The organism is Massilia sp. 9096, from assembly GCF_000745265.1.
Classification (GTDB): domain Bacteria; phylum Pseudomonadota; class Gammaproteobacteria; order Burkholderiales; family Burkholderiaceae_D; genus Telluria.
Genome location: NZ_JQNN01000001.1, coordinates 5,224,017 through 5,243,797, shown reverse-complemented (window position 1 = coordinate 5,243,797; position 19,781 = coordinate 5,224,017). Strand labels below are relative to the sequence as shown.

General features: G+C 67.6%; 19 protein-coding genes. 9 read left to right on the top strand and 10 right to left on the bottom strand.

Going from position 1 to position 19,781, the window contains the following annotated elements; all coding sequences use genetic code 11:
* Window positions 1-18: 18 nt before the first annotated feature.
* The gene (locus tag FA90_RS22865; protein ID WP_036172859.1) at window positions 19-336 is read right to left on the bottom strand and encodes a hypothetical protein; all 318 of its coding nucleotides are present in this window, start codon (window positions 334-336) and stop codon (window positions 19-21) included.
* A gap of 172 nt (window positions 337-508) precedes the next feature.
* Here FA90_RS22865 and FA90_RS22860 point away from each other — a divergent pair, with 172 nt between their 5' ends.
* On the top strand, window positions 509-1,198 hold the full coding sequence (locus FA90_RS22860; RefSeq protein WP_156116812.1) for an SGNH/GDSL hydrolase family protein: 690 nt from the start codon (window positions 509-511) through the stop codon (window positions 1,196-1,198).
* Here the strand turns inward: FA90_RS22860 and FA90_RS22855 are convergent.
* A complete protein-coding gene (locus FA90_RS22855; RefSeq protein WP_036172855.1) occupies window positions 1,140-1,937 on the bottom strand; it encodes a hypothetical protein in 798 nt (265 codons plus the stop codon). The genes FA90_RS22860 and FA90_RS22855 overlap by 59 nt on opposite strands.
* A gap of 169 nt (window positions 1,938-2,106) precedes the next feature.
* On the opposite strand from FA90_RS22855, the gene FA90_RS22850 reads away from it, so the two are divergent.
* Both FA90_RS22850 and FA90_RS25280 read left to right on the top strand, forming a co-directional pair.
* Entirely contained in the window at window positions 2,107-2,661 is a 555-nt protein-coding gene (locus tag FA90_RS22850; protein WP_036172852.1) for a cob(I)yrinic acid a,c-diamide adenosyltransferase, read from the top strand.
* Between the two features lie 3 nt (window positions 2,662-2,664).
* Window positions 2,665-3,705 carry a rhomboid family intramembrane serine protease gene (locus tag FA90_RS25280; RefSeq protein WP_051972022.1) on the top strand — a complete coding sequence of 347 codons (1,041 nt, stop codon included), beginning with the start codon at window positions 2,665-2,667 and terminating at the stop codon, window positions 3,703-3,705.
* Window positions 3,706-3,727: 22 nt separating this feature from the next.
* Here the strand turns inward: FA90_RS25280 and FA90_RS22840 are convergent, their stop codons facing one another.
* The 4 genes from FA90_RS22840 to FA90_RS22825 all read right to left on the bottom strand — a co-directional run bounded on the left by FA90_RS22840 (window position 3,728) and on the right by FA90_RS22825 (window position 7,829).
* Window positions 3,728-4,675 carry an MYG1 family protein gene (locus tag FA90_RS22840; RefSeq protein WP_036172848.1) on the bottom strand — a complete coding sequence of 316 codons (948 nt, stop codon included), beginning with the start codon at window positions 4,673-4,675 and terminating at the stop codon, window positions 3,728-3,730.
* Window positions 4,676-4,792: 117 nt separating this feature from the next.
* Window positions 4,793-6,661 (bottom strand): 1-deoxy-D-xylulose-5-phosphate synthase, encoded by a 1,869-nt coding sequence (gene dxs, locus FA90_RS22835; protein ID WP_036172845.1) that lies wholly within the window; start codon window positions 6,659-6,661, stop codon window positions 4,793-4,795.
* A 2-nt stretch (window positions 6,662-6,663) separates the two neighbouring features.
* Window positions 6,664-7,572, bottom strand: coding sequence for a polyprenyl synthetase family protein (locus tag FA90_RS22830; protein WP_036172842.1), 909 nt, complete (start codon window positions 7,570-7,572; stop codon window positions 6,664-6,666).
* Window positions 7,569-7,829 carry an exodeoxyribonuclease VII small subunit gene (locus FA90_RS22825; protein ID WP_036172839.1) on the bottom strand — a complete coding sequence of 87 codons (261 nt, stop codon included), beginning with the start codon at window positions 7,827-7,829 and terminating at the stop codon, window positions 7,569-7,571. The genes FA90_RS22830 and FA90_RS22825 overlap by 4 nt, the downstream gene beginning before the upstream one ends.
* 448 nt (window positions 7,830-8,277) lie before the next feature.
* Here FA90_RS22825 and FA90_RS22820 point away from each other — a divergent pair, with 448 nt between their 5' ends.
* The 4 genes from FA90_RS22820 (at window position 8,278) to FA90_RS22805 (ending at window position 13,401) form a co-directional block, all read left to right on the top strand.
* Window positions 8,278-9,393, top strand: coding sequence for an aromatic ring-hydroxylating dioxygenase subunit alpha (locus FA90_RS22820; RefSeq protein WP_036172834.1), 1,116 nt, complete (start codon window positions 8,278-8,280; stop codon window positions 9,391-9,393).
* On the top strand, window positions 9,393-10,316 hold the full coding sequence (locus tag FA90_RS22815) for a DMT family transporter (protein WP_036172830.1): 924 nt from the start codon (window positions 9,393-9,395) through the stop codon (window positions 10,314-10,316). Before FA90_RS22820 ends, FA90_RS22815 begins: the two co-directional genes overlap by 1 nt.
* A 10-nt stretch (window positions 10,317-10,326) precedes the next feature.
* Window positions 10,327-11,211: a sulfurtransferase gene (locus FA90_RS22810; protein WP_036172829.1), complete on the top strand. Its 885-nt coding sequence runs from the start codon at window positions 10,327-10,329 to the stop codon at window positions 11,209-11,211.
* 84 nt (window positions 11,212-11,295) lie between these two features.
* Window positions 11,296-13,401, top strand: a complete 2,106-nt coding sequence (locus FA90_RS22805) for a gluconolaconase (protein ID WP_036172825.1) — start codon at window positions 11,296-11,298, stop codon at window positions 13,399-13,401.
* 29 nt (window positions 13,402-13,430) lie between these two features.
* On the opposite strand, the gene FA90_RS26685 is transcribed toward FA90_RS22805, so the two are convergent.
* From FA90_RS26685 to FA90_RS22795, 3 genes are all read right to left on the bottom strand, one after another.
* On the bottom strand, window positions 13,431-13,574 hold the full coding sequence (locus FA90_RS26685; protein ID WP_156116811.1) for a hypothetical protein: 144 nt from the start codon (window positions 13,572-13,574) through the stop codon (window positions 13,431-13,433).
* Window positions 13,575-13,650: 76 nt separating this feature from the next.
* Window positions 13,651-14,352, bottom strand: coding sequence for a ZIP family metal transporter (locus FA90_RS22800; RefSeq protein ID WP_051972021.1), 702 nt, complete (start codon window positions 14,350-14,352; stop codon window positions 13,651-13,653).
* Between the two features lie 130 nt (window positions 14,353-14,482).
* On the bottom strand, window positions 14,483-15,289 hold the full coding sequence (locus tag FA90_RS22795; protein WP_051972020.1) for a dienelactone hydrolase family protein: 807 nt from the start codon (window positions 15,287-15,289) through the stop codon (window positions 14,483-14,485).
* Between the two features lie 153 nt (window positions 15,290-15,442).
* On the opposite strand from FA90_RS22795, the gene FA90_RS22790 reads away from it, so the two are divergent.
* Window positions 15,443-16,168, top strand: coding sequence for a PEP-CTERM sorting domain-containing protein (locus tag FA90_RS22790; protein WP_156116810.1), 726 nt, complete (start codon window positions 15,443-15,445; stop codon window positions 16,166-16,168).
* Between the two features lie 162 nt (window positions 16,169-16,330).
* Here FA90_RS22790 and polA read toward each other — a convergent pair whose 3' ends face one another.
* The gene (gene polA / locus FA90_RS22785) at window positions 16,331-19,114 is read right to left on the bottom strand and encodes a DNA polymerase I (RefSeq protein ID WP_051972019.1); all 2,784 of its coding nucleotides are present in this window, start codon (window positions 19,112-19,114) and stop codon (window positions 16,331-16,333) included.
* Between the two features lie 185 nt (window positions 19,115-19,299).
* Here polA and FA90_RS22780 point away from each other — a divergent pair, with 185 nt between their 5' ends.
* Window positions 19,300-19,764: a hypothetical protein gene (locus FA90_RS22780; protein ID WP_036172819.1), complete on the top strand. Its 465-nt coding sequence runs from the start codon at window positions 19,300-19,302 to the stop codon at window positions 19,762-19,764.
* The last annotated feature ends 17 nt before the right edge of the window (window positions 19,765-19,781 follow it).

Here is a 19,781-nt window from a genome sequence, read left to right as displayed (position 1 = left end):
TGCAATATTTGGTGAGGATCAGCGCGTCTCGATGGTCGCCGAGGTGTGCAGCGTGCAGCCGCGGTGCACGTTTTCCAGGAAGCGGATCGCCTCCGAAATGCGGCAAGTGGGCGGCAGCACCCGGCCCATCGACTCGTCCTCGTTCAGGCGGTCGATGCCGTAGGCGATGGTGCGCGAGACATCGCGGCCCTGGCGGCCGTCGCTGTTGTAGAGCGCATCGTAGACGCCGATCTCTTCCCACAAGCCGACGTAGCCGGGGCCGATGCTGTCCTGGAAAGCGGTGGACGACAAGGCCGTGTCCTCGTCGTGGGACACGAGACGAAACACGAAACTCACGCGGCACCTCCATCGATTAAAAAATACGGGCGCCGATGCTATCACGGCCGGCGTTTTCGCGCCGGTGACGCGGCTGTGCCTGGCAACATACGGAACAGTACACAGCTGCCAAGCCTGAGAAATTTTCTGCTGAGAACTTGCTCCTCGGCTCTTACCCTGACGCAACATCCGCGTGTTTCGGCGGCGCCGGCCTGGCGCCGCGCCTGCGCAACCCGCTTCCGCCAACCGGACGGCAGCCGCGCCCGCCCCGTCCGCGTCCGGCGCCGCCATCGAGATCGACGCCGAGGGCGACTCGACCATGTCCGGCCTGGAGACGGTCGGCGGCCAGTTCGTCCAGTCCGCGCACCCGGTCCCTGCCCTGGTGCAAGCGCAGCTGCGCAGCCTGTTCGGCGTGGGCGTGACGGTCAACGCCAACGGCTCCTCGGGCGCCAACCTCGACATGGAATTGAACGGCACGGGCAACTACAGCACGCCGCTGGCAACGCGCCCGGCGCTGAGCCGCGCGCGCATCGTGATCGAGAACTTCGGCATCAACGACGCTTACCTGCCGGCGGACGCCTACCGCGCCAACCTGGTCCGCTTCGTCGACGTAGTGCGCGCCGGCGGCAAGCTGCCGGTGCTGGAAGAACCGAACCCGGTCTGCCTCGGCCACGAGACGCTCGACGCCCTGGTCGGCATCCTGAACGAGGTCGCGCGCGAGAAGAACGTACCGCTGGTGATGCAGTACGACGCCATCAAGGCCCTGCCCGGCTGGCAATCGATGCTGACCGACTGCGCGCACCCGGACGACGCGCTGTACGCGTTCAAGGCCGCGCGCGAGGCCGATGTGCTGGCGCAGGTGATCCGCTCGAACGGCGGCTAGGCTTGCGCGCCTTTTTCGGTGGCGGCGGCGGGGCCGGATCGGCGAGCGGATTGAGTTCGACCAAGCCGACCGCGCGCAGCTTGGCGTCGGGCGCGGACTGGGTGGTGAGCGCGAAGCGCATCGCATGCTCGCCGCGTGGCCGCACGGTCGCCGACAGCGTCAGCGCATCACCGTTCGTACGCGCGGTGGTGCGCGCCGCCAGGTGGGCCTTGGCCACGAGATCCGTGAAGCCCTGCTCGACCGCGACCCGGTCGGTGCGGCGTGCATACAGCATGCACTGGTCGTTGTCCTCGGCCAGCACCAGCACGAAGTTGCCGGTCTTGCCGTTGTACGAGACCGGCCAGGCGTCGCCGTCCAGGCCCGCCAGGTACAGCTTGGCGCGCTCCGGCTGAAGTTTGGGCACCTTGGTACGCAGCAGCTTGCGGCGGAAGGCGCCGAGGGCGTCGATGCGCTTGACGCACAGGTCGGTGTAGAGCTTCAGGAAGCCTTCGCCGTCGGGGTCGACGGTCGACGGCGTGGCCTCGACCGGTTTCGGCTCGCGCTTGTTGGCCGCTTTGTTGGCTGGCTTGCCGGCCGGCTTGTGCTGGGCCTTGCCGGACGCCCTGGCCGCGTGCTTGTCGGCACGCTTGGCGTCGTGCCTGGCGTCGTGCTGTTGCGCGGACGCCGCCTGCGCCTGCCCCACCGCGATGGCGCAGACGAGCCAGGCCGCCAGCAGGACCCGCGATACCGGCGCCGTCATCGCACCGCCACGCCGGGCAGCACGACGGCAGTACGTACGAGGAACTGGACGCGCAGGACGCGAGGCTCGGGACCGACGGCTATCGATAAGATCATGAACCGATTGTAAGCACTATTCCATCTTTTTGGCGTATGCTCCGGCTATCTTTTTTCATTGGCAGGACATCAGCATGGGCAATCGATTATCCAAGATCGCAACCCGCACGGGCGACGACGGCAGCACCGGCCTGGGCGACGGCAGCCGCACCGGCAAGGACAGCGCGCGCATCGCAGCGCTCGGCGACGTCGACGAACTCAACTCCTTCATCGGCCTGCTGCTGTGCGAGGACATGCCGGCCGCCACGCGCGAGGAGCTGGTCTCGATCCAGCACGACCTGTTCGACCTGGGCGGCGAGCTGTGCATCCCCGGCTACCAGATGATCCAGGACGAGCACGTGGCGCGCCTGGACGGCCTGCTCGAAAAGTACAACGCCGACCTGCCGACCCTGAAGGAATTCATCCTGCCGGCCGGCTCGCGCGCGGCCTCGCTCGCGCACGTGTGCCGCACCGTGTGCCGGCGCGCCGAGCGCAGCATCGTCGCGCTGTCGCATGCGGAGACTGTCAACGCCCAGCCGCGCCAGTACGTGAACCGGCTGTCCGACCTGATGTTCGTGCTGGCACGCGTGCTGAACCGCCACGCCGGCGGCAACGACGTGCTCTGGCAGCACGAACGCAAGCGCGGCTGACGCATGGCAGGACTGCACGCTTTCAATGTCCGCTTCCACCTGGGCGGCAGGAACTGGCCGACCAATCCCTACGGCTTGCAGGGCGATGGATCGGTCGCGATCGAGCCCGACTTCGTCATCATCGGCGGGCGCAACCACAGCTCGTTCCGCCTGGCGAAGTGGGCCGATCACCGGATTCGCATGGTCGACATCGTCAACGTGCGGACCGAAGGACCCGACCTGCGCTTCGACGTGATCGGCGTGAAGGGCAACATGACGGTCGGCTTCACGCTGGCGGACAGCGCCGAGGCGCGCCGCCTGGCCGCGCTGCTGCCGACGCGCCAGACCGAGGAATTCGCGCGCGCCTACGCCGAGCGCGAAGCCTTCCACGACCGCATCGATTACTGGAGCCCGTCGACGCCGGTGATCTGGGGGCTGCTCACCCTGAACATCGGCATCTACTTCCTGATGTGGCTGGCGCGGCGCGGCCAGTACGGCATCTCGCTGCAGACTATGCCGGGCTGGGGCTGGAGCTCGCCGGTCGACGCCATGATCCGTTCCTACCAGCTGGCGCACTGGGGGGCGAACGTCGGCCCGCTGACGCTGGGCGGCGAGTGGTGGCGCCTGGTGAGCTCGATGTTCCTGCACGGGAGCCTGCTGCACATCGCCTTCAACATGCTGGCGCTGTGGCAGGTCGGCACGCTGGTCGAGCGCATCTTCGGCAGCACGCGTTTCCTGGCGCTGTACATGATCGCCGGCGTGTGCGGCAGCCTGGCCAGCGTGCTGTGGAATCCGCACGTGAACAGCGTCGGCGCCTCGGGCGCGATCTTCGGCATCCTGGGCGGCCTGCTGGCCTTCATCCGGCGCGAGAACAGCGGCGTGCCGCCGACCATCGTCAAGGAACTGCGCGCGTCCACACTGCCGTTCCTGCTGTTCAACCTGACCGCCGGCTTCCTGTATCCGCACACCGACAATGCCGCCCACCTCGGCGGCCTGGTCGGCGGCTTCGTGGCCGGCCACCTGCTGGCGCGCTCGCTGCACGTGCCGGAACGCACGGCGGCCTGAGCCGGCGGAACCGGCTTTTGCCTCAACCCGGTTCGACTTCCTTCAGCGCCTGCAGCGCCATCAGGTAGATGCCGTCGTAGGACCTGGCGGCGGCGATGAAGCGGCCGTTGTGGCAAAAGCCTGCATCGGCCACGCCGGTGACGGCCGCCAGGTCGGCGTCGCGCAGGCCGGCCCAGCTTGCCGGCAAGTCGGCGCGCGCCTCGAAGCTGTCGACGCTGGCCGGCACCGTGTGCAGCATGTAGCGCTGCTCCTGCAGGTTGTGGCTGATGACGAACAGGACGTCCGGCATCTCCTTGCGCACCACGGACGACCACGGCAGCGCGCTGTTCTTCAGGTACAGCAGGCGCCCGCCTTCGAGCTGCTCGGCGCCCCGCACCTGTTCCAGCGCCAGCATCGCGCCGACGCGGTACTTGACCGCATTGGCCATCACGTCGGCCAGGAAGGCCATCGCGCGGCGGAACTGCTGCAGGCGGTAGGCGTCGGCTTCCCCGCCGTAGCCGAGGCGCTCCTCGTCGAGCCAGTTCGGGTTGTAGCCCGAGATCACGGCCGACAGCCCGTAGCCGCCCGGCGCGTTCTTGGCCGCGCCGACGTCGGACAGGTCGAGGTACTGCACGATGTCGGCGTCGATCGCGTAGGCGATCTGCTGGGCGGTGTCGTCCGAAATCTGGCGCCCGGCATGCTGCTCGGCCAGCAGGCGCACGCAGCGCGCGCCTTGGTCGCGCCACACCAGGCCGGCGCTGGCATACGGCACGCCGCTCTGGCGCGCGCCGGCAAAGCCTTTCTGGTGGTGATCGAAGCGGCCCGTGGCCGGGTCCCAGATGCCGCCGACGTCGACCACGAAGTCGCCGGTCTCGATGATGGCCGGGTCGCGCGTGCGCACGATCTCGGCTTCGGGATGAAGGATGTGCAGGACGGCGACGGCCCATGCGTCGTCCGCATGGAATTTACCGCCGTGGGTGACGATCAACATAGGAATTCCGGTATCAGGTTGGTTTGACACCGATCATACCGGCTTTGCGGCGCGCCTCGCGTGCGCCCGCGTACGAACGCGAGGCGCGCGAGGGCGCAGGTGTTGCTCAGGTGTTGCTCAGGTGTTGTTCACCACCAGGCGCGGCTCGCCGATGCCGAAGCGTTCGCGGATCGACTTGCCGATGCCGTGCGCGTCCAGGCCGACCGAGGCCAGCAGGAGGGCCGGGTCGCCGTGGTCGATGAAGCGGTCCGGCAGGCCCAGGATCAGCAGCGGCTTGACGATGCCTTCGCTGGCCAGCGCCTCGGCCACGGCTGAACCGGCGCCGCCCATCGTGCAGCCCTCTTCGACCGTCACCAGGACGTCGTGGTCGCGCGCCAGCTGCTTGACCAGCTCGACGTCGAGCGGCTTCACGAAGCGCATGTCGGCCACGGTCGCGTTCAGGTCGGCGGCCGCGCCCAGGCTCGGCGCCACCATCGAACCGAAGGCCAGGATCGCCACGCCCTTGCCCTGGCGCTTGACCGTGCCCTTGCCGATCGGGAGCGTGTCGAGCGCCGGCTGGATCGCCGCGCCGACGCCGGCGCCGCGCGGATAGCGCACGGCGGCCGGCCCCGGATAGTGGTAGGCGGTGGTCAGCATCTGGCGGCACTCGCTCTCGTCCGACGGCGCCATCACGACCATGTTGGGAATGCAGCGCAGGTAGGCCAGGTCGTAGTTGCCGGCGTGGGTCGCGCCGTCGGCGCCGACGATGCCAGCGCGGTCCAGCGCGAAGGTCACGTCCAGGTTCTGCAGCGCCACGTCGTGGATCAGCTGGTCGTAGGCGCGCTGCAGGAAGGTCGAGTAGATCGCGACCACCGGTTTCATGCCCTCGGTCGCGAGACCGGCGGCGAAGGTGACCGAGTGCTGCTCGGCGATGCCGACGTCGAAGTAGCGCTCCGGGTACTCCTGGTGGAAGCGCACCATGCCCGAGCCTTCGCGCATCGCCGGCGTGATGCCGACCAGGCGCTTGTCGCTTCCCGCCATGTCGCACAGCCAGTTACCGAACACCTCGGTATAGGTGATCTTGCCGGCCTTGGCCGGCTTGATGCCCTCGCTCGGGTTGAACTTGCCGGTGCCATGGTACAGGATCGGCTCGGCCTCGGCCAGCTTGTAGCCCTGGCCCTTCTTGGTCACCACGTGCAGGAATTGCGGGCCCTTGAGGCGCTTGATGTTTTCCAGCGTCGGGATCAGCGACTCGAGGTCGTGGCCGTCGATCGGGCCGATGTAGTTGAAACCGAATTCCTCGAACATCGTGGCCGGCACGACCATGCCCTTGGCGTGTTCCTCGAGCTTCTTGGCCAGTTCCAGCACCGGGGCCGGCAGCACGCTCTTGCCGACGTTCTTGGCGGCCGCGTAGAACTGGCCCGACATCAGGCGCGCCAGGTAGCGGTTCAGGGCGCCGACCGGCGGCGAGATCGACATGTCGTTGTCGTTCAGGACCACCAGCAGGTCGCAGTCGTCCTCGACGCCGGCGTTGTTCAGCGCCTCGAACGCCATGCCGGCGGTCATGGAACCGTCGCCGATCACGGCGATCGACTTGCGCTTCTCGCCCTTGATCTTGGCGGCGGCGGCCATGCCGAGGGCGGCCGAGATCGAGGTCGAGGAGTGCGCGGTGCCGAAGGTGTCGTAGTCGCTTTCGTCGCGGCGCGGGAAGCCGGACAGGCCGAGGTGCTGGCGCAGCGTCGGCATGCGCTCGCGGCGCCCGGTCAGGACCTTGTGCGAATAGGTCTGGTGGCCGACGTCCCACACGATGCGGTCGTGCGGCGTGTCGAACACGTAGTGCAGCGCGATCGTCAGCTCGACGGTGCCGAGGTTGGACGACAGGTGGCCGCCGGTCTTGGAGACCGATTCGAGCAGGAACTGGCGCAGTTCGTGGGCCAGCGGGGTCAGCTGGGTACGCGGCAGCTTGCGCAGGTCGGCTGGGTCGTTGATTGTCTCTAGCAGGTTCATTATTATGCCTTCCGCTGCACGATCAGGTCGGCCAGCTCGCGCAGCCGCAGTGCTTGTTCTCCGAACGGCGCCAGCGCTTCGTGCGCCTGCTGCCGCAGTTGTTCCGCCAGGGCCCGCGATTCCTCCAGCCCCAGGATCGACACGTAGGTCGGCTTGTTGGCCGCCGCGTCCTTGCCGGCGGTCTTGCCCAGCGTTGCCGAATCCTCGGTCGCGTCCAGCACGTCGTCCACCACCTGGAACGCCAGGCCGATCGCGCGCGCGTACGCGCTCAAGGCATCGTACTCGTTCGCGTCGAGATCGCGCCCGGCCAGCGCGCCCAGGATGATCGACACGCGCAGCATGGCGCCGGTCTTGAGCTGGTGCATGCGTTCGAGCTGTTCCAGCGTGAGCTTGAAGCCGACGCTGTCGAGGTCGATCGCCTGGCCGCCGCACATGCCGGCGCTGCCCGCGGCTTGTGCCAGCAAGCGTAACATCGTCACGTGCCTCTGCGGCGCTACGGTGGCGGCGCCGGCCAGCGTTTCGAAGGCTTGCGCCTGCAGCGCATCGCCGACCAGCAGCGCGGTGGCTTCGTCGTAGGCCACGTGCACGGTCGGCTTGCCGCGGCGCAGGGCGTCGTCGTCCATGCAGGGCATGTCGTCGTGCACCAGCGAATACACGTGGATCATTTCGACCGCGCAGGCGGCGCGCAGCACGGCGTCGGGATCGGCGCCGAACAATTCGCCGGCGGCATGCGCCAGCAGCGGGCGCACGCGCTTGCCGCCGCCCAGCGTGGTGTAGCGCATCGCCTCGTGCAGCCTGGCCGGGGCCGTGGCGGCCGGCGGCAGGAAGGCGTCGAGGCCATCCTCGGTGCGCGCCTGCACCGCCTTCATCCAGTCGCCGAAGCGCAGTCCGGCCACGTCGGGTGCGTTCATTCGTCCTCCTCGGCGTCGGTGCTGAAAGGCTTGAGCATGTCGCCTTCGAGGACCTTGACCTGGGCCTCGACCTTTTCCAGCTGGGCCGCGCAATAGCGCACCAGTTCGGAGCCGCGCGCATACGCGGCGACCGAGGCTTCCAGCGGCAACTGCCCGCCTTCCATCTGGCTCACGAGCTGGGCCAGTTCGGCCATCGCCCCTTCGAAGGATTCTGGAGCGGCCTGTGCCTGGCTCTCCGTGCTTGATTTATTTGGCATAATGACTCTAGGTGTTTCGGGGCCGGGCACGGGGCAACTTCGTGTGCGGCGCGCCAGTCTAATCGCTTATTGTAAACAATCCTACCCCTGCACGACGGTGGCGGGCCATGCGGCGTTGGCGAAGTCACCACAAGCTTGCAAGCAAAGACACATTTTATCGTAAAGCGCCTCGAGATTCATGAAAACGATGCCTTACAGGCAATTTCTATACGCGCAGGTGCCACAAAGCCGAGCCGGTCCCAGCCAGTGGAGCCTTTTACAGGCTATAATCTCCGGTTCTGTCTCCGAAATACCGTATTCCGTTCTTTGAAGGAGCGAGAACACCGCAGCCAGCGACAGCAGGGTGGCAGCCCCACCATGCATTGCCCGGCAGCGCGTCGATCCGCCCAAATACTGTCTTCGGATTCTTTCTCTTCTTTGGCTGAAATTTGTATAAAGGGGGGTTGGGATGTCCGATCTGGCTACCCACGCCAAGCTGGCGCGCTCGCACGCGCAGCTTCCGGTAAGTGTCTACTTTGACGAAGCGCTGTTGCAGCGCGAAATGCAGCAATTGTTTCTCGGGGGCCCCCGCTACGTCGGGCATGAGCTGATGGTGCCCGAACAGGGCGACTTCGCGACTCTCAAGTCGGAAAACGAAGGCCGTATGCTGGTGCGCAATAACCAGGGCATCGAATTGCTGTCCAACGTCTGCCGCCATCGCCAGGCGCTGATGTTCAATGGCCGCGGCAACGCCAGGAACATCGTGTGCCCGCTGCACCGCTGGACCTATGACCTGAAGGGCGAACTGATCGGCGCGCCGCACTTTGCGGACACGCCTTGCCTGAACCTGTCCAAGACGCCGCTGCAGAACTGGAACGGCCTGCTGTTCGAACAGAATGGCTACGACGTGATGGACAAGCTCAAGCAGATGTCGGTCACGAAGGATCTCGACTTCTCGGGCTACATGTTCGACCACGTCGAGGTGCACGAGTGCGACTACAACTGGAAGACCTTCATCGAGGTCTACCTGGAGGATTACCACGTCGAGCCGTTCCACCCGGGCCTGGGCAACTTCGTCAGCTGCGACGACCTGCGCTGGGAATTCGGGCCGGACTACAGCGTGCAGACCGTGGGCGTGCACCGCGGCCTGCAGAAATCGGGCTCGCCCGCCTATAAGAAATGGCAGGAGCAGGTCCTGAAGTTCAACAACGGCCAGCCGCCCAAGTACGGCGCGATCTGGCTGACGCTGTACCCGAACATCATGGTCGAGTGGTACCCGAACGTGCTGGTGGTGTCGACGCTGTGGCCGATGGGTCCGCAAAAGACGCGCAACGTGGTCGAGTTCTACTACCCGGAAGAATTCGTGCTGTTCGAGCGCGGATTCGTCGACGCCGAGCGCGCCGCCTACATGGAAACCTGCGTCGAGGACGACGAGATCGCCCTGCGCATGGACGCCGGCCGCAAGATCCTGATGGAACGCGGCGTCACCGAGGCCGGGCCGTACCAATCGCCGATGGAAGACGGGATGCAGCACTTCCACGAGTGGTACCGCGGCCGGCTGCCAGATATCCCGCCAGGTATGTAATGCCCGCTTTGTGGATGTTGTTTGCCAGCTTCACGTTCGCGCTCATGAGCGCGTGCGTGAAGCTGGCCTCCCTCACCTACTCCACTTCCGAAATCGTCATGTACCGCGGGCTGATCGGCAGCCTGCTGCTGCTGCCGATCATCCACGCCCAGGGCGGCACCCTCAAGACGCCGTATCCGAAAGAACACCTGTGGCGCAGCGTGGTCGGCGTCCTGTCGCTGTGGCTGTGGTTCTACGGGATCGTCAAGCTGCCGCTGGCGACCGCCGTCACCCTCAACTACATGGCGCCGATCTGGCTCGCGACCTGGATGTTCGGCAGCGGCTGGTGGCGCGGCAAGGGCCTGCCCGAATGGCCGCTGGCGCTGGCGATCGCGATGAGCTTCGTCGGCGTGACGCTGGTGCTGCGTCCGGCCGTCGAGACGCGCGAATGGCTCGGCGGCGTGGCGGCAATCGCCTCCTCCGTCATCGCCGCGATGGCCTACCTGCAGGTGCGCCGCCTGGGCCAGATGGGCGAGCCGGAATACCGCGTGGTGTTCTATTTTTCGTTGACCATGGGCGTGGCCGGCTTCGTCGGCGCGCTGTTCGATAGCGGCCACAGCCTGGCGCATGCGCAGTCATGGCGCGGCTTTGGGCTGCTGGCGGTGATCGGCGCGGCCGGCGTGGTCGCGCAGATCGCGATGACGCGCGCTTATCGCCTGGGCAGCGTGCTGGTGGTGGCCAACCTGCAGTACACCGGCATCATCTTTTCGAGCTTGTGGGGCATGCTGCTGTGGGGCGACGTGTTCGCCTGGCAGGTGTGGCTGGGGATGGGCGTGATCCTGGCCTCCGGCATCGCCGCCACGTTCTACAATACCCGCAGTGCGGCGCGCGCCTCTGCAATCGAGCCAACCGCGCCACCCGACCCCATCGCCAGCGAAGCCTGAGGAGACATCGATGCCCGCCACGTCCACCTTCACCACCCTGATCGAACCGGCCGCCTTGGCCACGCACCTGCAAGACCCGGCCTGGGTCGTGGTCGACTGCCGCCACGACCTGGTCAACCTGGCCGCCGGGCGCGACGCCTACGCCGCCGGCCACATTCCCGGCGCGCTCTTCGCCGATATCGAAACCGAGCTGTCGGGCGCCAGGCGCGGCGCGGGCGGCGCCTTCCGCGGGCGCCATCCGCTGCCGGAAAAAGACGCCTTCATCGAACTGCTGCGCGCCTGGGGCGTGAACGACGACACGCAAGTCGTCGCCTACGATGCCCACGGCGGCATGTTCGCGGCGCGCCTGTGGTGGATGCTGCGCTGGGTCGGCCATGCGGCGGTGGCGGTGCTCGACGGCGGCCTGCCGGCCTGGCAAAACGCCGGCCAGCCGGTGACGAGCGACGCCTCGCCCGCGCGCGCGCGCGGGAGCGTGCAGGCGCGCGACGCGCTGGCCACCACGGTCGACGTCGAAGCCGTCCTGCGCGCGGTAGAGCAGCGCGTCGAGCACGGCGGCCGCACGGTCGTCGACGCGCGCGCGCCCGACCGCTTCCGCGGCGAGAACGAGACCATCGACCCGGTCGGCGGCCACATCCCCGGCGCGAAAAACCGCTTCTTCAAGGACAACCTGCAGGCGGACGGCCGCTTCAAGTCGCCCGCGCAGCTCAAGACGGAACTCGGCGTGGCGGTCGGCGACCCGGCAACGGCCATCATGCAGTGCGGCTCGGGCGTGACCGCCTGCCACAACCTGCTGGCGCTGGAAGTGGCCGGCATGCCGGGCGCCGCGCTGTATCCGGGCTCGTGGAGCGAATGGAGCGCCGACCCGAAACGCGCGGTCGCGACCGGCGCCGACTGATCGCCACGGCAACGGCTGCCCTGCCCTGCCAGGGCGGTCGATCGGTTAGACTTGCAGCCTGAGCAATTTTTGCGGGCTGCGAGCGTGAAGCGAAAAACCCTGATTGCGGTGGCCGCCGGCGCCACTGTCCTTGCCCTCGCCGCGGCCGCCTATTTCACGCTCGACGCCCGCAAGACCGGCATGCCCGGGCCGGCGCTCTGGCTGTGGGCCGAAGCGCCGACGCGCCCCGACTGGAGCGCGCGCGCCATGCCGCTGGCCGGCCGCTTCAGCGACCCGTTCGGCGCCGCCGTCGACGCGCATGGCAACGTCTACGTCAGCGAGGGCGGCGCCGGCAACCGCATCCTGCGCATCTCACCCGATGGCCGGGTAAGCACGGTGGCCGGCGGCGCGGCGGGTTTTACGGACGGCCCGGCAGCGAACGCCGCGTTCGACACGCCGTCGGCGCTGGCCATCGACCGCCTCGGCAACCTGTACGTCGCCGACACCGGCAACAACGCCATCCGCAAGATCACGCCGGACGGCCGCGTGAGCACGCTGGCCGGCGGCGGGCCGGCGGGCTACCTGGACGGCGCCGGCCGCAGCGCGCGCTTCGACGGGCCGGTCGGCGTGGCGGTCGACCGGGAAGACAGCGTCTACGTCGCCGACACCTACAACGACCGCATCCGCCGCATCGACAAGGCCGGCGTGGTGACGACCGTCGCCGGCCACGGCGGCCCCGGCAGCCTCGATGGCATCGGCATGGCGGCCGGCTTCGACACCCCGAGCGCCATCGTGGCCGGCAAGGACGGCGTGCTGTTCGTCGCCGACACCGGCAACGACGCGATCCGCCGCATCGACAAGAGCGGCGCGGTGAGCACGCTGGCGCCGCTGGTCGCCGCGGACGGCCACGGGCTGCTGCATCGCCCGGTCGCGCTGGCGCTGACCCACGACGGCTTCCTGTACGTCGATGGCATCGGCGGCCGCATCGTCCAGGTCGATCCGCGCGGGCTGTATCACGCGCTGATGGACGCCGACCGTCCGCCACAAACCAGTTTCGGCAGCGACGGCAGCCTGCGCCTGTACGCGCCGCGCGGGATCGCGCTCAGGCGCGACGGCGCGCTGGTGGTGGCCGACGGCGCGGCGTCGACGGTGTTCGCGCTGGCGCCGCCCCAGGCCGGCGCGCCGGCGCGGCCAGCCTTGGCTGCGCAGGCGGCGCCGACCGCGCTGCCCCCGGCGCCGCCCATGCCCTGGCCGGTCGTCCCGCAGGACGCGCCGCACGAAATCGTCGGCGTGATGGGCGAGGTGCGCGGCAATTACGGCGGCGAAAGCCGCGACCACTTCCACGCCGGCCTGGACATCCGCGCCGAGATCGGCACGCGCGTGCTGGCGATCGAGCCGGCCACGGTCTCCGATCCCTATCCGAACTGGGACTTCGGCGAGCTGGGCGAAGGCATGGGCCTCGGAGCGCTGTCGTACATCCACATGCGCGTCGGCCGCGACAGCGCCGGCCACGCCCTCGATGCGCGCTTCCAGCTGCTGCCCGATGCGCGCGGCAGCTTGAAGCGCGTGCGGGTGCGGCGCGGCGCCCGCTTCGCTTTGGGGGACGCGCTCGGCACCATCAATCCGATGGCCCACGTGCACATGGAATACCGCCCCGGCGGCGTGCTGGCCAACCCGCTGACGCTGGGCTTTATCGGCATGCGCGACACGATCGCCCCGCACATCCAGGGTATTGCCTTGTATGACCCGGGCGGCCGGCGCCTGCCGGCGCAAAAGGGCCGGCGCGTGCGCGTGGCGCGCGCCCTGGGCGAGATCGCCATCGTCGCCGACGGCTACGACCAGATGGACGGCAACCTGGCGCGGCGCCGCCTCGGCCTGTACAAGCTGGGCTACCAGCTGCTGCACGCGGACGGCAGCGCGGTGGCCGGGTTCGAGACGGCGCGCATCACCCAGGTGTATGACCGGCTGCCGCGCGAGCGCGACGCGGTCAAGCTGGTGTACGCCGACAGCAGCGGCATCACGGTGTACGGCAGCAAGGAAACGCACTTTGCGTATGCGGTCAACAACACGCTGCGCGGTGGCCTTGCGCTGGCCGGCAGCTGGAAGGTGGGGGATCTGGCGCCGGGCGACTACCTGCTGCGCATCTACGCGGCGGATTACGCGGGACAGGTGGCTCTGGCGGGCCGCGATCTGGCGATCACGGTCGAGTAGCGGGGTGGCGCAAGCTCAGCGGCTGAAGCTCAGTGGCTGAAATCATAAGGCGCCGGCATGAAATCGGCCAGCGTGAACATGACCACCGAGACGACGAGGATGGCGAGCACATACCCGAAGCGCGACGGCTTTTCGCGCAGTGCCGCGATCAGTTGAGCGACCAGGTGTGACATGCTTCCCTCCATTGAGATGACGGCTCAGGATAGGGTGCCGTCAATCGTCTTGTCAACACTTGGGCGCTGTGTCCGATCAATGGCCGTGCGTCAGAAACAGAACGATGACCACGCCGAGGCCAATCAACAACACTTGGGGGATCGATTCGCGCACCGTGGCCCGGCGCTGCATCTGCGGCATCAGGTCGCTCACGGCGATGTAGATGAAGCCCGAGGACGCGAACACCAGCACGTAGGGAATCAGGTTGCTGGCGCGGTCCAGCGTGGCGTAGCCGATCAGGGCGCCGGCCACCGCCAGCAGGCTGCACAGCAAATTGAACACGTAGGCGCGCACGCGCGAGAAGCCGGCATTGAGCAGCACGATGAAGTCGCCGATCTCCTGCGGAATCTCGTGGGCGATGATGGCCACGCCGGTGACGATGCCCAGCTTCGGGTTGGCCAGGAACGCCGCCGCGATCAGGATGCCGTCGGTGAAGTTGTGCATGCCGTCGCCGATCAGGATCATCCAGCCGGCCTTGCCGGCCTGCATCTTGTCATGGCCGTGCGCGTGATGGTGGCCGTCGCCCTCGTGATGATGCGAGTGGCGCAGCAGCGCGACCTTTTCCAGCAGGAAAAAGGCCAGCAAACCCGCCAGCAGCGTGCCGAACAGGCTGCGCGGATCGGCCTTCGATTCGAACGCCTCCGGCAGCGCGTGCAAGAGCGACGTCGACAGCATGATCCCGACCGACAGGCTGACCATGCGCTCGACCACCTTGGACAGCAGCGTGAAGGAAAACACCGCGGCCGCCGTGATGCTGACCAGGCCCGCCAGGCCCGTGGCAAGCAGGATGGAGATAAGGATCGGGTCGATGAGAAAACCTCTTGTTATGCGCGGGGACGGCAATTGTACCGTACCGGCCCCGGCCGTATCAGCTCACACCGTGCTGCTTGAACCAGTCGAGCGCGCGCGCGAAGCCGTCCCTGGCCGATTCGGCGTGGTAGGTCGGACGGTAGTCGGCGTAGAAGGCGTGGTCGGCGTCCGGGTAGACCACGATGGTCGAACCGCTCGCACCCCGGGCCAGCGCGGCCTTCATCTGCTCGACGGTGTCGAGCGGGATGCCGTGGTCGAGGGCAGCGTACAGGCCCAGCACCGGCACCGTCAGGGCCGGGGCGATGTCGACCGGCTGCCGCGGCTGGTTTTCGGTCTTGTCGCCGGCGACGCGGCCGTACCAGGCCACGCCGGCCTTGACCTTCGGGTCGTGCGCCGCGTACAGCCAGGTGGCGCGGCCGCCCCAGCAAAAGCCGGTGATGCCCAGCTTGTCGACGTCGCCGCCGTTGTCCGCGGCCCAGGCCACGCAGGCGTCCAGATCGCCGTTGACCTGGCTGTCCGGCGCCTTCAGCACGATCTCGCGGAACAGCGTCGGGATGTCCGAGATCGCGTGCGCGTCGCCTTGGCGCACGAACAGTTCCGGCGCCAGCGCCAGGTAGCCCAGCTTGGCGAAGCGGCGCGCGACGTCGGCGATGTGCTCGTGCACGCCGAAGATTTCGGAGACCACGAGGATCACCGGCAGCTTGTCCTTGCCGGCCGGCTGAGCGCGGTAGACCGGCACGTCCTGGCCGTCGATATTCAGCGTGATGGTGCCGGCGACCAGGCCGTCGGTATCGGTGTGGATCGCCGTCTGGGCGACGATCGGCTGGACGGCGGCCGCGAAGCCCTTGTTTGCGATATCGTTCATCTCAATCCTCCATGACAAAGACTCGGCATCTTAGCAGCGCGCAGGCAGACGCGCTTGGGGCCGGCCGCATGCGTGTCGGATATTGACGCGGCATAAAGCCGGCGCCGGACCATCGCTTACAGTCGCTTTTCCTCCATCACGACGGAACACGACATGCAAAGACGATTCAACGCCATGCTGGCCGCCCTTCTGTTCACGGCCGCCGCACCCGCCCTGGCCCAGCAATCCGCCGAAGTCAGCGTCGGCAACCTCGTCTACCACCTGGTCGACCTCGCGCCGGACGACGGCATCGCCCCGCTGCTGAGCTGGACCTCGGACAGCGTCCTCGCCTACGCCAGCGTCTACGACGGGCAAGCGAACCTGATCGACAGCGTACAGATCGAGACCGCGGGCAGCAGCGGCTTCACCAACGATTACGCCGCCGCGCGGGTGGACGCGCAGGGCGACGCCGCCCGCATCCGCTTCGACCTGGCCAGCGGCTACGGCTTCGCCTCGTCCAACCGCAGCCTGCACTTCACGCTGTCGCCGCACACGCAGGTGGTGTTCGACCTCGATGCCGCGCTCTGGGCCAGCGCCGACCCGGCCGCCGGTTCCCTGCCGACCGCACTGGCGGAGCTGTACGGCTCCCTGCACGGCATCGGCGACGGCGACGGCGACTGGACCTTCAGCACGCGTGCGCTGGTGGATGGCGGCAGCCAGCACGGCACCTTGTCGGTGTCGGCGCTGTCGCAGGACGCGTGGGTGGATGGCATGCTCGCCTACAGCGCGTACGCGGTGGCGGAATCGCAGGCGCTGCCGGTGCCGGAACCGGCGCCGGCAGCGCTGCTGACGGGAGGATTGGGCGTGCTGGCGGCGTGGAGGCGCCGCCAGCGGCAATGAGCGCGGGCCAGTTACGGCGTCAGCGTGATGTCGGCCTTGACGGCGTTGGCGCTCGAGATGTCGACCGCGTTCAGCGCCGCCGTGGTGTAGCCGGTTCACAACCGTAAAACGAAACGGCCCGGGACATCGCTGGCCCGGGCCGTTTCGTGTTGATGCAAGGGCTTAGTGCGCCGATTCCCAGTTCGGCCCCACCCCGGTCTCGGCCAGCAGCGGCACTTTGAGCGTGGCCACGCCGGCCATCAGCTCGGGCAGCTTGTGCTTGACCAGTTCCAGCTCGCCTTCCGGCACTTCGAGCACCAGTTCGTCGTGCACCTGCATCACCATGCGCGTGCCCAGCTTCTCGGTCTCGATCCAGTCCTGTACCGCGATCATCGCCAGCTTGATCAGGTCGGCCGCCGTGCCTTGCATCGGCGCGTTGATCGCCGCGCGTTCGGCGCCGGCGCGGCGCGGGCCGTTGGGCGAATTGATCTCCGGCAGCCACAGGCGGCGGCCGAACACGGTTTCGACGTAGCCGCGCTCCTTGGCGCGCAAGCGGGTCTCGTCCATGTACCGTTTCACTCCGGCGAAGCGGGCGAAATAGCGCTCGATGTAGTTGCTGGCGGCGCCGCGCTCGATGCCCAGGTTGGCGGCCAGGCCGAAGGCGCTCATGCCGTAGATCAGGCCGAAGTTGATGACCTTGGCGTAGCGGCGCTGCTCGCTCTGCACCTCTTCCGGCGGCACGCCGAACACCTCGGCCGCGGTGGCGCGGTGGATGTCCTCGCCGGCCCCGAAGGCGCGCAGCATCGCCTCGTCGCCGGAAATGTGGGCCATGATGCGCAGCTCGATCTGCGAATAGTCGGCCGACACGATCACGTTGCCCGGCGCCGCCACGAAGGCTTCGCGGATGCGCCGGCCCTCGCCGGTGCGCACCGGGATGTTCTGCAGGTTCGGGTCGCTCGACGCCAGGCGCCCGGTGATCGCCACCGCCTGCGCATAGTTGGTGTGCACCCGGCCTGTGTTGGGGTTGACCATCTTCGGCAGCTTGTCGGTGTAGGTCGACTTCAGCTTCGACAGACCGCGGTGCTCGAGCAGGACTTTGGGCAGCGGATAGTCCTCGGCCAGCTTTTGCAGCACTTCCTCGTCGGTCGAGGGCGCGCCGGTCGCGGTCTTCTTGATCACCGGGAGCTGCAGCTTGCCGAAGAAAATCTCGCCGATCTGCTTGGGCGAGCCGAGGTTGAACGGGCCGCCGGCCATCTCGTAGGCCTGCTGCTCGAGCTCGAGGATGCGCACGGCCAGTTCGTTCGACTGCGCGGCCAGCTTGTCCGAGTCGATCAGCACGCCGTTGCGCTCGATCTTCTGCAGCACGACCTGGGTCGGCAGCTCGATCTTGCGGTAGATGGTGTCCAGGCCCTTGTCGCTTTCGACGTGGCCGATCATCGTGTGGTGCAGGCGCAGCGTGATGTCGGCGTCTTCGGCCGCGTACTCGGTCGCGCGCGACAGCTCGACCTGGTCGAACGTGATCTGGCTGGCGCCCTTGCCGCACACGTCGACGAACGGAATCGTCGTGTAGCCGAGGTGGCGCAGCGCCATCGTGTCCATGTCGTGCGGCTTGTGCGATTCGAACACGTACGACTGCAGCAGCGTGTCGTGCGCGATGCCGCGCAGCTTGACGCCGTGGTTCTCGAAAATGTGCATGTCGTACTTCAGGTTCTGGCCGAGTTTCGGCTTGTCCGGGCTTTCCAGCCAGGGGCGCAGCTTTTCCAGCACCTCTTCGCGATTCAGTTGCTCGGTCACGCCGGCGTAGCGGTGCGCCAGCGGGATGTAGCAGCCCTTGCCCGCCTCGACCGACAGCGAGATGCCGACCATCTCGGCGTTGAGCGGGTCGAGCGATGTCGTTTCGGTGTCGACCGCGGTCAAAGGCGCGGCGTCGATCAGCGCCATCCAGCGTTCCAGCTGCTCGGCCGTGGTGACGGTCTCGTACTCGCCCTTGATGATCGGCATGCCGGGCTGGGTGGCGTTCTCGCCGGCCAGCGCGCCCTCCGGCGAATTCAGGGCCGGCGCGCCTGGCGAGGCGTATTTGCCGGCGTTGCCGCTGCCGCTGCCGTTGCCGTGGCCCAGGTCGCGCAGCAGGCTCTTGAAGCCGAAGCGCTGGAAGAAGTCGCGCAGCGCGTCCTTGTCTTCCTGGCGGCCGACCAGGCTTTCCTCGATCGACACCATGTGGCCGGTCAGGTCGCAGTCGGTCTTGACGGTGATCAGTTCGCGGCCCTTGGGCAGCCATTCCAGGGCCGCCTGCAGGTTGGCGCCAACCGCGCCGCCGATCGTATGGGCGTTCTCGATCACGCCGTCCAGCGAGCCGTGCAGGGCCAGCCACTTGACCGCCGTCTTCGGACCGCACTTGTTCACGCCGGGAACGTTGTCGACGGTGTCGCCGATCAGGGTCAGGTAATCGATGATGCGGTTCGGCGGCACGCCGAACTTGGCGGCCACGCCGGCTTCGTCGAGCTTCTCGTTGCTCATCGTATTGATCAGCATGACCTTGTCGTTGACCAGCTGCGCCAGGTCCTTGTCGCCGGTCGAGACCACCGTGTTCATGCCGCGCGCCGTGGCTTGCGCCGCCAGCGTGCCGATCACGTCGTCGGCCTCGACGCCCTCGACCATCAGGATCGGCCAGCCCATGTGGCGCACCACCTCGTGGATCGGTTCGATCTGCTTGCCCAGGTCTTCCGGCATCGACGCGCGCGTCGCCTTGTACTCGGGATACAGGTCGTCGCGGAAGGTTTTGCCCTTGGCGTCGAACACGCAGGCGATGTAGGCGGCCGGGAAGTCGTTGCGCAGGCGCCGCAGCATGTTGACCATGCCGTGCATCGCGCCGGTCGGATAACCGTCCGGGCTGCGCAGGTCGGGCAGCGCGTGATAGGCGCGATACAGATAGCTGGAACCGTCGACGAGAAGGAGGGTATTGTCCATTGTGGAATTCGAATTGAAAGCGTGCGCCATTATCGCAGAATCGGAAGCGATGAAATGGCGCTGAAGTTGGTCGGGAAATGCCGGGAACAGGGACAATATGGGGACGCCATCCGTTCTTTTCATTGGCTTTTCACAGATGGTGGGCACTGTTTGTTACAATGGACTAAACGACAAAGGTGCCTACCATGCCACGCTCTCTTTCCCGCTGGACACTATCCACGCCGCTGCTCGCGGTCTTGCTGGCCGGCCCGGCCCTGGCCCAGCAGCAATCCACGGCGCAGCCGACGCAAAACCAGCGGCCGCCGGCCAATGTGCAAAGCGTGGAACCGGGCAGCGACACGCCGGCTACCAACATCCCGACCCGGCGCGGCACCCAGATCGACGAGCACCGCGATAACGGCGGCCAGGTCACCGGCGTCGACGTGACCGCCGGCGGCAGCCACTACACCATGCAGCCGAACAACCTGCCGGGCAACGCGGTCCCGGGCAGCGTCACCGGCAACCAGGTCCGCGGCGCCACCTGGACGGTCGGCACCTTCGACCTGTCGGGCAAGCGCCACGGCACCAGCGACAGCGGCACCAACGCCCCGGCGGCCGATGTGCCGCCCCCGCCCCCGCCGCTGCCGTCCAACACGTCCGACCGGAAGTAAGCAGGGCATTTTAAAGA

Coding starts and splice junctions, on each gene's coding strand:
- FA90_RS22820 (WP_036172834.1), top strand. CDS start 8,278: ATGTCCGATCTGGCTACCCACGCCAAGCTGGCGCGCTCGCACGCGCAG.
- FA90_RS22795 (WP_051972020.1), bottom strand. CDS start 15,289: ATGAACGATATCGCAAACAAGGGCTTCGCGGCCGCCGTCCAGCCGATC.
- FA90_RS22810 (WP_036172829.1), top strand. CDS start 10,327: ATGCCCGCCACGTCCACCTTCACCACCCTGATCGAACCGGCCGCCTTG.
- polA (WP_051972019.1), bottom strand. CDS start 19,114: ATGGACAATACCCTCCTTCTCGTCGACGGTTCCAGCTATCTGTATCGC.
- FA90_RS26685 (WP_156116811.1), bottom strand. CDS start 13,574: ATGTCACACCTGGTCGCTCAACTGATCGCGGCACTGCGCGAAAAGCCG.
- FA90_RS22840 (WP_036172848.1), bottom strand. CDS start 4,675: ATGTTGATCGTCACCCACGGCGGTAAATTCCATGCGGACGACGCATGG.
- dxs (WP_036172845.1), bottom strand. CDS start 6,661: ATGAACCTGCTAGAGACAATCAACGACCCAGCCGACCTGCGCAAGCTG.
- FA90_RS22830 (WP_036172842.1), bottom strand. CDS start 7,572: ATGAACGCACCCGACGTGGCCGGACTGCGCTTCGGCGACTGGATGAAG.
- FA90_RS22850 (WP_036172852.1), top strand. CDS start 2,107: ATGGGCAATCGATTATCCAAGATCGCAACCCGCACGGGCGACGACGGC.
- FA90_RS25280 (WP_051972022.1), top strand. CDS start 2,665: ATGGCAGGACTGCACGCTTTCAATGTCCGCTTCCACCTGGGCGGCAGG.
- FA90_RS22825 (WP_036172839.1), bottom strand. CDS start 7,829: ATGCCAAATAAATCAAGCACGGAGAGCCAGGCACAGGCCGCTCCAGAA.
- FA90_RS22815 (WP_036172830.1), top strand. CDS start 9,393: ATGCCCGCTTTGTGGATGTTGTTTGCCAGCTTCACGTTCGCGCTCATG.
- FA90_RS22855 (WP_036172855.1), bottom strand. CDS start 1,937: ATGACGGCGCCGGTATCGCGGGTCCTGCTGGCGGCCTGGCTCGTCTGC.
- FA90_RS22780 (WP_036172819.1), top strand. CDS start 19,300: ATGCCACGCTCTCTTTCCCGCTGGACACTATCCACGCCGCTGCTCGCG.
- FA90_RS22790 (WP_156116810.1), top strand. CDS start 15,443: ATGCAAAGACGATTCAACGCCATGCTGGCCGCCCTTCTGTTCACGGCC.